At 68.7% G+C, this 11716-nt stretch carries 9 protein-coding genes and 1 tRNA gene; 2 read left to right on the top strand and 8 right to left on the bottom strand.

The genetic code is table 11. The features are described 5' to 3' along the window. Window positions 1-32: 32 nt before the first annotated feature. From AU193_RS09215 to AU193_RS09250, 8 genes are all read right to left on the bottom strand, one after another. Entirely contained in the window at window positions 33-974 is a 942-nt protein-coding gene (locus tag AU193_RS09215) for a Ppx/GppA phosphatase family protein (protein ID WP_064422062.1), read from the bottom strand. Further along, window positions 967-1464, bottom strand: a complete 498-nt coding sequence (locus AU193_RS09220; RefSeq protein WP_064422063.1) for a DUF501 domain-containing protein — start codon at window positions 1462-1464, stop codon at window positions 967-969. Before AU193_RS09220 ends, AU193_RS09215 begins: the two co-directional genes overlap by 8 nt. Continuing rightward, complete coding sequence (locus AU193_RS09225) at window positions 1457-2158, bottom strand: septum formation initiator family protein (RefSeq protein ID WP_064422064.1); 702 nt, start codon at window positions 2156-2158, stop codon at window positions 1457-1459. Before AU193_RS09225 ends, AU193_RS09220 begins: the two co-directional genes overlap by 8 nt. A 14-nt stretch (window positions 2159-2172) precedes the next feature. Next, window positions 2173-3462: a phosphopyruvate hydratase gene (gene eno, locus AU193_RS09230; RefSeq protein WP_064422235.1), complete on the bottom strand. Its 1290-nt coding sequence runs from the start codon at window positions 3460-3462 to the stop codon at window positions 2173-2175. A gap of 100 nt (window positions 3463-3562) precedes the next feature. Continuing rightward, window positions 3563-4294, bottom strand: coding sequence for a lytic transglycosylase domain-containing protein (locus AU193_RS09235; RefSeq protein WP_064422065.1), 732 nt, complete (start codon window positions 4292-4294; stop codon window positions 3563-3565). Window positions 4295-4396: 102 nt separating this feature from the next. Continuing rightward, a complete protein-coding gene (locus AU193_RS09240) occupies window positions 4397-5467 on the bottom strand; it encodes a nucleoside triphosphate pyrophosphohydrolase (protein ID WP_064422066.1) in 1071 nt (356 codons plus the stop codon). A 107-nt stretch (window positions 5468-5574) separates the two neighbouring features. Next, window positions 5575-9228, bottom strand: coding sequence for a transcription-repair coupling factor (mfd, locus tag AU193_RS09245; RefSeq protein ID WP_064422067.1), 3654 nt, complete (start codon window positions 9226-9228; stop codon window positions 5575-5577). A gap of 75 nt (window positions 9229-9303) precedes the next feature. After that, entirely contained in the window at window positions 9304-9909 is a 606-nt protein-coding gene (locus tag AU193_RS09250; protein WP_064422068.1) for a TetR/AcrR family transcriptional regulator, read from the bottom strand. A gap of 98 nt (window positions 9910-10007) precedes the next feature. Between AU193_RS09250 and AU193_RS09255 the strand changes: the two genes are divergently transcribed. Both AU193_RS09255 and glmU read left to right on the top strand, forming a co-directional pair. Further along, window positions 10008-10079 (top strand) — tRNA-Gln (locus tag AU193_RS09255). Window positions 10080-10164: 85 nt separating this feature from the next. Next, the gene (gene glmU, locus AU193_RS09260) at window positions 10165-11658 is read left to right on the top strand and encodes a bifunctional UDP-N-acetylglucosamine diphosphorylase/glucosamine-1-phosphate N-acetyltransferase GlmU (RefSeq protein WP_064422069.1); all 1494 of its coding nucleotides are present in this window, start codon (window positions 10165-10167) and stop codon (window positions 11656-11658) included. Window positions 11659-11716 lie beyond the last annotated feature (58 nt).

Raw genomic sequence — 11716 nt, forward strand, 5'->3', positions numbered from 1 at the left:
CTGGCCCGTCGACGTGTCGGGTGGTCGACTGCTCAGCCGGCGATCGACAGCGCGATGCCGTCGAGGATGTCATGCTCGCTGACGGTCAACTCCTCGATACCTGCCCGCCGGCCCAAGGCGTCGGCCAGTTCCTCGACGATGATCGCCCCGCCGCCGATGACGTCGACGCGCCCCTCGTGCATCGGTCCGAGCTTCGCGCGTTCGGCCCGCGGCATCGCGATCAACCCCTCGCACACGCTCAGCAGTTCGTCGAACGGAACACGGGACAGGTGAATCGCATCCGAGTCGTAGACGGGCATCTTCTGCACCAGCGCCGAGAGCGTCGTCATGGTGCCCGCCACGCCCACCCAGGTGCGGGCCTGCTCGACGGGCACGGCCCGGAACGCCTCATCGAGCCCTTCGCGCACCACGGCACGCGCCGCGGCGATCTCCTCAGCGGTCGGCGGATCCGAGTGCAGGCAGCGTTCGGTGAGTCGGACGCATCCGATGTCCGCCGAATAGCCGGCGGTCACCTGGTCGGTACCGAGCACCACTTCGGTGGACCCGCCGCCCAGGTCGACGACGACGAAAGGTGCTGCAGCGCAGTCCAGTTCGCCGACCGCACCGTTGAACGACAGCTCCGCCTCCTCGGCGCCGGTGATCACCTCGGCGATCGCACCGGGCACGACGGCACCCAGCACCTCGGCCGTCATCGCGAAGAAGACGTCTCGGTTGGCGGCGTCCCTGGTCGCCGAGGTCGCCACCATCCGGACGCCGTCGACACCGTGGTGACGCATCAGCTCCGCGTAGTCCGTCAACGCCGACTTGGTGCGCGCCAGCGCCTCCGGCGTGAATCGCCCTGTGGCGTCGACGCCTTGGCCCAACCGGACGATGCGCATCTCGCGGTGCACATCGGCCAGCTTGCCCCCGACCCGGTCGGCGATCAGCAGACGGATCGAGTTGGTACCACAGTCGACGGCGCCGACCCTACCCATGCGTCCACCTCTGCGGATCGAGAATGCCGTCCATCGCGGGATCGCCGGCCAGCGCCGCCAGCGCTTCGTCACCGAGCGGATTGGTGCCCGGTCCCTTCGCCAGCGAGTGGGCGATCAGCACATGCAGGCATTTGACCCGCTCCGGCATGCCGCCACCGGAGAACGTCGTCCCGAGAGGCTCGATCGCGTCGCGCTCGGCGAGATACGACTCGTGCGCCTTCCGGTACGCCCGCGCCAGGTCCGCGTCGTTCTGCAGCCGCTCCGTCATCTCTCGCATCATGCCCGAGGACTCGAGCCTGCTCGCGGCGGCGGTCAACACCGGGTGCGTGAGGTAGTACAACGTCGGAAACGGTGTCCCGTCAGGAAGTTTCGGCGTTGTCTTGACCACCCCGGGGTCACCGTTGGGGCATCGGTAGGCGATCTCCAGGACCCCGCGCGGCCTGCGGCCGAGTTGCCGCTCGACGGCGTCGAGGTCTTCGGGGTCAACCACCGGGAGTGGGCGGGGGCGGAGGCGGCGGTGAAGGCGCATCGGGTGCGGCCGGTGGTACGCCGGGCAGCGGGCCGGGTGTGACCCCGTGCGGTTCGTCGGCGATGGTGTGCCACAGCGCCGTGTACCACGGCTGGTCGCGGTTGACGGCCTGCGGCTCCTGATCGGGTGTGCCCGGTACCACCGCGCCGGGAGGCAACTGCACCTGGTACGGAATCTCGCCCGGCATCACGAACCCGAGCCGCTCGCGAGCCTGCGCGGCGATGAACACCGGGTCGGCCAGCTTCACCTTCTGCTGTTCGAGGTCGGCGATCTGGGCCCTCAACTGTTGTTCGGTGGCTTTGAGTTGCTTCATCTCCGTGCGCTGCGCGAAGTAGGTGCGGACCGGCCCCGCGATCGTCAGCGTCAGCACGCACACCACCACCGCCAGGATGGCCGCGCGCCGCGCCGCCGATCCGAACCGCTGCTCGGATTGCTGCTCGGCCGATTCCGCGATGGCGCGGCGGATGACGACGCCGGATTCCTGAGGTTTCGCCGGGGCATCGGCCGCGGCCTCGGACGCGGGCCGTTCGGCGCGGGGCTCGCGACGTGCCCCGATCCGCGGACGGCCCGTCCCCGCACCGCCGGCCTTGCCCGACTTTCCGGGTCGGGAGGTCGGTGACCGGCGCTTCGGATCGGGCCGTTTCGATTCGGGCACGGGCCGTTACCGGGCTATCTGGCTTCCATGGCGAAGCGCGGGAAGGCGAGGTCACCGGCGTAGCGGGCGGCGTCGCCGAGGTTCTCCTCGATGCGCAGCAGCTGGTTGTACTTGGCGACACGTTCACTGCGCGCGGGTGCGCCGGTCTTGATCTGGCCGCTGCCCACCGCGACCGAGAGGTCGGCGATCGTGGTGTCCTCGGTTTCGCCGCTGCGGTGGCTCATCATCGTGCGGTATCCGCTGTTGTGGGCGAGCGCCACCGCGTCGAGCGTCTCGGTCAGCGTTCCGATCTGGTTCACCTTCACCAAGAGCGCGTTGGCGGCGCCCCGTTGGATGCCCTCCTCGAGTCGCTCCGGGTTGGTGACGAACAGGTCGTCGCCGACGAGCTGCACCCGATCCCCGATGGCCGACGTCAGCGCGACCCAGCCGTCCCAGTCGTCCTCCGACAGCGGATCCTCGATCGACACCAACGGATACGTGTCGAGCAGACCCGCGTAGAACGTGCCCATCTGTTCGGCGGTGCGCACCTCGTTCTCGAACTTGTAGCCTTGCCCGTCGGTGTAGAACTCGGTCGCGGCCACGTCGAGCGCGAGCGCGACGTCCGAGCCCGCCTTGAACCCGGCGGACTCGACGGCCGACAGGATCAGGTCGAGTGCGGCCGTCGTGCCGGCCACGTCGGGGGCGAATCCGCCTTCGTCGCCGAGTCCGGTCGCCAGGCCCTGCGCCTTGAGCACCGACTTCAGCGAGTGGTAGACCTCGGCGCCCCAGCGCAGCGCCTCTTTGAACGACGCGGCGCCGATCGGGGCGACCATGAACTCCTGCACGTCGACGCCGGTGTCGGCGTGTGCGCCGCCGTTGAGGATGTTCATCATCGGCACCGGAAGGATGTGGGCGTTCGGGCCGCCGAGGTAGCGGAACAGGTCGAGATCGGCCGCCTGGGCCGCGGCCCTGGCCACGGCCAGTGAGGCGCCCAGGATCGCGTTGGCGCCGAGCCGCGATTTGTCGGGGGTGCCGTCGAGGTCGAGCAGCGCCTGGTCGACGAGCCGCTGGTCGTCGGCCTGCAGACCGATGACGGCCGGGGCGATCTCGTCGAGCACGGCCTCGACCGCCTTCTGGACGCCCTTACCGCCGTACCGTGAACCGCCGTCGCGCAGTTCCACGGCCTCGTGCTCACCCGTCGAGGCGCCCGACGGCACGGCGGCGCGGGCGAACGACCCGTCGCCCAGCAGAACCTCGACCTCGACCGTCGGGTTTCCCCGGGAGTCGAGGATCTCTCGGGCTCCGACCTGATCGATAGTGGGCACTGGCGTCTCCTTGATGTCCTCGGTGCTGTCCTCGGTGGTGCGGGCGAGATGTTTTCGCGTCAACCGACGAGCCTAGAGCCTCCCTGTTCGGCAGGCGTGTCTAGAGGGGGTGCCCGTTGGCGTAAGCGGTCGCCCAGTCCCGCACCGTCCGGGCGTACTGGTCGGAATGGTTGTAGGCGCGCAGGGCGTTCATCCATCCGCGCGGCGTGGCCAGGTCCTTGCCGGTCCAGCACAGATAACCGGCTGCGGACAGGGCGGCGTCGTCCATGTTGTCGGCGCTGATCTGGCCGTCGTTGTTGGCGTCGACGCCGTAGTGCCCCCAGGTCTCGGGGATGAACTGCATGGGGCCCATCGCGCGAGCGTGTTTCGATTCACCTTCATGGCTGATCGCGGAGTCGTCGAAGATCTCGAGGTTGCCGTTGGTGCCGTCGAGCCAGACACCGCGGATGGGCGGTTCGACGTCCCCGTTCGCCCCGATCGCCGCCCCGCGGTAGGTGCCGTGGTGGCTTTCCACCTGCCCGATCCCGGCGAGCGTCGTCCAGGCCACCTTGCAGTCGGGATTCTCCACTTCGGCGACCCGCGCGGCATAGGCGTATGCCTCCAGCGCGGCGACCGGAATTCCCAGCTTGGGCGCGCGTTCGGCGGCCCATTCGTGAAGTTGATCGGCCGGGCGGCCCTTGGCGTAGGTGTCGATCTTGGGCACCGGATCACCCGGGGGCGGCGGAACGCCCTCAGGGATGGGTGTCCCCAGCTGCCACGAGCAGCTAGAAGCCAAGAGCAGCGCCGTCGCCCCTAATACAGCGACAGCACGCAGCCAACGCACCGGCGACACCAAACTCCCTCAACCAAATTCGATCGCTGCCCATGGTCCCACGTGTTCGGGACGACGCGACTCAGCGCCGGGAGCGATTCGGGTGCACAAATGTTCTGCGGTTCAGGACGCGGAATCGGCAACTTCGGTCCCAGCAGCCTCGTCGGCCACCGTTGCCTCGTTGGTCTCATCCGCGTCGTCATCGGTCTCATCTGTTTTCATCGCCTCGTCCTCGCCGTCCGTTTCCTGCGCGTCCTCGGACGGCCAGTGCGCGCGCCACTCGTCTTCGGTCACGGTGCCCAGCGTCGAGACGTCGAGCTCCTCGGGCACCTCGTCACCGCGACGGTCCACGGCGATCGCCCGCTCCGCCCGTCGCACCGTGTCCATGAACTCCAACACCGCCGAGCGCAAAGCGTTCTCGGCATCACTGCCCACCGCCACCGTCACCGTCGTGACGGCCTCAGGAATCAGGTCCGCGGGCAATCCGGCCGCGCTCACCCGTTCAACGACCTTCTGCGCCAACGCCAAAGCGGGCTGAGCGGTCGGCACGTCGTCCATCGTGGAATGCGCCCGCTTGGCCTTCTTCTCCAGCGCCTTGCGCTCCTCCCACTGGGCGAGTTGGTCGTCCAGTGAGATCGATTCGCCGGCGAGCACGGCCGGCACCCGGTTGCCCAGCTTGCGGACCAGCGCGTCGGCGACATCGTCGATGCCGAACGGATTCTGCGGTGCGTCCTCGGCGATGCGGGCGTGAAAGAGCACCTGTAGCAACACGTCTCCGAGTTCGTCGCGCAGCGCATCGGCGTCACCGCTGTGCACCGCGTCGAAGACCTCGTAGGTCTCCTCGAGCAGGTAGCGGCGAAGCGAGTCGTGCGTCTGCTCGCTCTCCCACGGCCCGGAGGTGCGCAGTTTGTCCATCATCGCGACGGCGTCGACCAGACGCTCGCCCGGCGCGGCTTCGGGCGCCGAGATCACCCTGTCCCCGGCCGCCAACCGGGCCTTGACCGCGGGATGTTGCGGGTCCGAGGACAGCAGCACGGGCGCATCCTCACCGTCGTAGGCGGGCCGCGCGGACGGCAACGACCAGGGCACCTTGATCGGCATCTCCTCGGTGTACTGGACGTCGCCGGACAGCAGATCGATCGCGTCGATCGGGATCAGAGACGGGCGCCGGGGATCGACCAAAACGACGGTCATCGGGCCACACCCCCTCACGCGTTTTGTCCGAACCGCTGACCTCGGTTATACCAACACCTCGTCACGCCGCGGAGCCGGGAGAACGGCAAGCGGCGGCCCACCGGTCATCAAGCCGGAGAATGCGGGGTCGAAATGATGTCGACGCTGCCTTGCGGTTTGCCGTTCAGCGCCAGGATCAGGTCGGCGACCATCTGCACCAGCTCGAGGTCGCGGATGCGTGGTGCGCCGATTCCGGTGCCGGAACGCGGGATCGGCACCTGCACCGTCGAGGTGGTGGCCCGGTAACCGGCACTCGGATACATCCGCTTGAGCCGAAGCTGTTGGGAGTCCATCAGCTGCAGCGGTGAGAGCCGCACCGTCGACTCCGAGACCGAGCTGACCTCGGTGACGCCGTACGCCTTCAGCAACAACCGCAGGCGCGCGACGGCCACCAGGCGCCGAGCCGGCTCGGGTAGCGGGCCGTAGCGGTCCACGAGCTCCTCGGCCACGGCGTCCACCGCCTCCTGGTCCGGAGCCCCCGCCAGCCGGCGATAGCCCTCCAGGCGCAGCCGGTCACTGCTGATGTAGTCCGGAGGCAGGTGCGCATCGACGGGCAGGTCGATCCGCACGTCCTTCGGTTCTTCCGGTGCGGCAACGGTTTTGCCGTCAGCGGCCGCACGATAGGCCTCGACCGCCTCGCCGACCAGGCGTACGTACAGGTCGAAGCCGACGCCCGCGACATGCCCGGACTGCTCGACTCCGAGCACGTTGCCGGCACCGCGAATCTCCAAGTCCTTCATCGCCACGGCCATGCCCGCGCCCAATTCGTTGTTCTGCGCGATGGTGGCCAGCCGGTCGTAGGCGGTCTCGGTGAGCGGAACCTCCGGCGGATACAGGAAATACGCGTAACCCCGTTCACGGCTGCGCCCGACGCGGCCCCTCAGCTGGTGCAGCTGGGACAGGCCGAAGGTGTCGGCGCGCTCGACGATCAACGTGTTCGCGTTCGAGATGTCCAAGCCGGTCTCGACGATCGTCGTGCAGACCAGGATGTCGTATTCGCGGTTCCAGAATCCCTCGACCGTGCGCTCGAGTTGTTCTTCGGGCATCTGACCGTGTGCGACGACGACGCGCGCCTCGGGTACCAACGCCGCCACCCGCGCGGCCGCCTGGTCGATGGACCTGACGCGGTTGTGGATGTAGAACGCCTGCCCGTCGCGCAACAGCTCGCGGCGCAGCGCCGCGGCGATCTGCTTGTCGTCGTGAGGCCCGACGTACGTCAGGACCGGGTAGCGCTCCTCGGGCGGGGTGAGGATCGTCGACATCTCCCGGATGCCGGCCAGGCTCATCTCCAGCGTGCGGGGGATCGGGGTGGCGCTCATGGTCAGCACGTCGACGTGGGTGCGCATCGACTTGATGTGCTCCTTGTGCTCGACGCCGAAACGCTGCTCCTCGTCGACGACGATCAGGCCCAGGTCCTTCCACGTGACGCCGGTTTGAAGCAGTCGGTGCGTGCCGATCACGATGTCGACGCTGCCGTCCTTCATGCCCTCGAGCACCGCACGCGATTCGGCGGGATCGGTGAAGCGCGACAACCCCTTCACCGTGACGGGAAACCCCGCCATCCGCTCGGAGAAGGTCTGCAAATGCTGATCGGCCAGCAGCGTCGTCGGCACCAGCACCGCGACCTGCTTACCGTCCTGCACCGCCTTGAACGCCGCCCGCACCGCGATCTCGGTCTTGCCGTAGCCGACGTCGCCGCAGATCACCCGGTCCATCGGGACGGGCTTTTCCATGTCGACCTTGACCTCTTGGATCGCGGTCAGCTGGTCGACGGTCTCGGTGAAGCCGAACGCGTCCTCCATCTCGGCCTGCCACGGGCTGTCGGGCGCGAACGCGTGTCCCCGCGACGCCTGCCGCTTGGCGTACAGCGACACCAATTCGGCGGCGATCTCGCGAACTGCGCGGCGCGCCTTGGTCTTCGTGTTGGTCCAGTCGCTGCCGCCCAGCCGGGACAGCGTCGGCGACTCCCCGCCGACGTAGCGGGACAGCTGGTCCAGCGAGTCCATCGGCACGTAGAGCTTGTCGGTGCTGTCTTTTCCAGCGCCCCTCCGTCCTGATGCGTACTCGAGCACCAGGTACTCGCGGCGAGCGCCGCCGACGACGCGCTCGGTCATCTCGACGAACCGGCCGATGCCGTGCTGGTCGTGCACCACCAGATCGCCGGCGGTCAGCGCCAACGGGTCAACGACGTTGCGGCGCTTGGCAGCCAGCCGTTTGCCTTCGGTGGCCGCGGCGCGGTTGCCGGTGAGATCGGTCTCGGTGATGATCACCAGGTTCGCGCCTGGAATCACCACACCGTCGTGCAGCGGGCCCTTGAGCACACCGACGACGCCGTCCTTGATCGCGACATCGGGCTCCAAAATCCCTGCGGGAACGTCGGATTCGGCGAGTTGCTCGACGACGCGCTGTGCGGTGCCCGCGCCGGGCGTGACGACGGCCGCATAACCGCCGGTGCTGACGTGGGCGCGCAGCATGGCGAAGATCTCGCTGATGCTCGCTTGTGAGCCGCGGGCCGACGGCGCGGGCCGGATGTCCACCTCGAAACCGGCCTCGTCGGACAGCTGGCTCAACGTCCACCAGGGGTGGCCGCCCTGGCGGGCCGCGGTGCGGGCGTCGCCGAGTTCGACGAATCCGGACGCGCCGAGCGCCTCGAGGTCGATCGGCACTGTGTTTTCGCCGCCGCCGAGCGCGGCGGCCGACCAGGACGCCTCCAGGAATTCGCGGCCGGTCTTGATCAGGTCCGCGGCCCGGGTGCGCACCTTCTCCGGATCGCAGATCAACAGCGGCATGCCCGCCGGCAGCAGATCCGACAACGTCGACAACGCGTCGGAACGCAACAGTGGAAGTAACGCCTCCATCCCGTCGACCGGGATGCCCTCGGAGAGCTTGGCCAGCATGTCGGGCACGGTCCCGGGCAGCGTGTTCTCCTGAACGGGGTGCTCGCGGGCGAGTTCGACGGCGCGCTCGCGGACGTCCTCGGTCAGCAGGACCTCACGACACGGCACGGCGATGACGTCCTCGACGTCGATCTCGGGGATCGACCGCTGGTCGGCCACCGAGAACATCCGCATCTCGGACACCTCGTCGCCCCAGAACTCGATGCGCACCGGATGCTCGTACGTCGGCGGGAACAGGTCGAGGATGCCGCCGCGCACCGCGAACTCGCCGCGCTTGGCGACCATGTCGACGCGGGTGTAGGCGAGTTCGACGAGTCGGGCGATCAGGCTGTCGAACTCCGCCTCGACGCCCACGCTCAGGGTCACCGGTTCGACGTCGGCCACGTCGGGCGCCATGGGTTGCAGCAGCGACCTCACGGTCGTGACGATCATACGCAGTGGCGGTCCGAGACGCGCGTCGTCGGGATGGGTCAGCCTGCGCAACAACATGAGCCGCGCACCGACGGTGTCGACGCCCGGAGACAGCCGTTCGTGCGGCAGCGTCTCCCACGAGGGAAACATGGCGACGGATTCACCGAACACGCCACGCAGTTCGGCGGTCAGATCGTCGGCCTCCCGCCCGGTCGCGGTCACGACGACCAGTCCGGACGCCTGCGCGACGGCAGACGCGACGAACACCCGGGCGGCGGCCGGGCCGACGATGGCCAGATCGGCGGGCTTGTCGGCGGCACGGCGCGAGATCTCGTTGAGGGAGGGATCTCGTAGGGCCAGTTCGACGAGCCCGGCGATCGGGGTTGGGACGGACAGGGTCCCCGATGCGGTCATGATGCATCCATCGTAGGCGTGCGCCTAAACGCTTGCCGCGACGAGGGTTTGCCGGATCCGGTGACGAGATCTACGTCACTCGTCGAGCAACAGTGGATCGTTCTCCAGATGCATCAGCCCGTTCCAGCACAGGTTGACGAGATGTGCGGCGACGACCTCTTTCTTGGGCTCGCGCACATCGAGCCACCACTGCGCGGTCATCGACACCGAGCCGACCAACGCCTGCGCATAGAGCGGGGCCATCTCCGGGTCCAGCCCCCTGCGGGAGAAGTCACCGGCCAGGATCGAGGACACCTGGTTGACGGCCTCGTTGAGCAGGGTCGAATAGGTACTGCCGGAGGTGATCGACGCCGGGGAGTCGCGGATCAGGATGCGGAAGCCGTCGGTGCGTTCGTCGACATAGGTCAGCAGTGCGAGCGCGACGCGCTCGATGCGCAGCCGCGAGCGGTTGTTGGTCATCCGGGTCAGCGACGAGGTGATGCCGTCGAGCAGCGCCGACATCTCGCGGTCGACGACCACCGCATACAGGCCCTCTTTGCCGCCGAAGTGCTCGTAGACGACGGGCTTGGAGACGTTCGCGCGCTGGGCGATCTCCTCGATGGAGGTGCCCTCGTAGCCGCGTTCGGCGAAGAGCTTGCGCGCGACGTCGATGAGCTGGTGGCGCCGCTCGGCGCCCGTCATCCGCGCCCGCGGCGCCCGGACCTCCTTGTCGAGTGCTGCCACGGTTATCAGGTTAGATGCCCCATGGCCGCGTTGGACTAGCATCACGAGTTGATCGATCCGTCGTGGTGTAATCGGCAGCACCTCTGATTTTGGTTCAGATAGTTCAGGTTCGAGTCCTGGCGACGGAGCGGATACAGCGGCGAGCGACCGCAAGATGACACGGCGGGACGGCGTGTCGCCGGACGGACACGGTCGCTCGCGGGAAGGAGACCTATGACGGCCCCCCGCGAAGCCGCCGTCGTGGTCCTCGCGGGCGGCGCCGGAACCCGGATGCGGTCCGACATCCCGAAAGTGCTGCACACGCTGGCGGGTCGCAGCATGCTCGCGCACGCCCTGCACGCGGTGGCCAAGGCGGCTCCGCAACATTTGATCGTCGTGGTCGGCAAGGACCGGGACCGGGTCACGCCCGTGGTCGAGCAGCTGGCCGCCGAGCTCGGCCGCCCCATCGCCACCTCGTATCAGGAGCAGCAACTCGGCACCGGACACGCCGTGCAGTGCGGTTTGACGGCACTCGCCCCCGACTTCAGCGGCACCGTGGTGGTGACCTCGGGCGACGTGCCCCTACTCGACGCCGACACGCTGGCCGACCTGATCGGCACGCACACTGCGGAGTCCGGGGCCGGACCCGCCGCGGCGACCGTGCTCACCACCACGTTGCCCGACCCGACGGGTTACGGTCGCATCCTGCGTACCCAGGACGGCGACGTGGTCGGCATCGTCGAACAGGCCGACGCCAGCCCTGAACAGCGGGCGATCACCGAGGTCAACGCCGGGGTGTATGCGTTCGACGTCGCCGCGCTGCGGTCCGCGTTGGGCCGCCTGCGCTCGGACAACGCCCAGCAGGAGCAGTATCTGACCGATGTGATCGCGATCGTGCGTTCCGACGGTCAGGTCGTGCGGGCCAAGCATGTCGACGACTCGATGCTGGTGGCCGGGGTCAACGACCGCGTGCAGCTGGCCGAGCTCGGCCGGGAGCTGAACCGGCGCATCGTCGCCGCGCACCAGCGGGCCGGGGTGACGGTGGTCGATCCCGCCACGACGTGGATCGACGTCGAGGTGACCATCGGCCGCGACACCGTCGTCAAGCCGGGCACCCAGTTGCTCGGGGCCACCCGCATCGGCAGCCGGTGCGACGTGGGGCCCGACACCACCTTGGCCGACGTCACGGTCGGTGACGGCGCGACGGTGTGCCGCACCCACGGCACCTCGTCGGCGATCGGCGACGGCGCGACGGTCGGACCGTTCACCTACCTGCGGCCGGGCACCGTGCTGGGCGCCGACGGCAAACTCGGCGCGTTCGTCGAAACCAAGAACTCGACGATCGGCGCCGGAACCAAGGTGCCGCATCTGACGTACGTCGGCGACGCCGACATCGGCGAGCACAGCAACATCGGGGCGTCGAGCGTTTTCGTCAACTACGACGGTGAGACCAAGAGCCGCACCAAGATCGGCTCACACGTCCGCACCGGCTCGGACACGATGTTCGTCGCCCCGGTCACCGTCGGCGACGGCGCCTATACCGGGGCGGGGACGGTCGTGCGCGACGACGTGCCGCCGGGTGCGCTCGCCGTGTCCGCGGGACCGCAGCGCAACATCGAGGGTTGGGTGACGCGCAAGCGACCGGGGTCGGCGGCGGCACGGGCCGCCGAGCAGGCATCGGCCGAAAAGGGCAGGCCAGCCGATGCCGACGACCCCGAACCGCGGTGAACTTCCCGCGCCGTTCACGATCTGACCACCCGGCCACGCCCGGCGCGTCACTCTACGT

It is taken from the genome of Mycobacterium sp. GA-1285 (genome assembly GCF_001499905.1).
Lineage (GTDB): Bacteria > Actinomycetota > Actinomycetes > Mycobacteriales > Mycobacteriaceae > Mycobacterium.

Bases quoted from the DNA above. Each gene is read 5' to 3' on its own strand.
- AU193_RS09215 (WP_064422062.1), bottom strand. From the start codon at position 974: ATGGGTAGGGTCGGCGCCGTCGACTGTGGTACCAACTCGATCCGTCTG.
- AU193_RS09240 (WP_064422066.1), bottom strand. From the start codon at position 5,467: ATGACCGTCGTTTTGGTCGATCCCCGGCGCCCGTCTCTGATCCCGATC.
- mfd (WP_064422067.1), bottom strand. From the start codon at position 9,228: ATGACCGCATCGGGGACCCTGTCCGTCCCAACCCCGATCGCCGGGCTC.
- AU193_RS09250 (WP_064422068.1), bottom strand. From the start codon at position 9,909: ATGACGGGCGCCGAGCGGCGCCACCAGCTCATCGACGTCGCGCGCAAG.
- glmU (WP_064422069.1), top strand. From the start codon at position 10,165: ATGACGGCCCCCCGCGAAGCCGCCGTCGTGGTCCTCGCGGGCGGCGCC.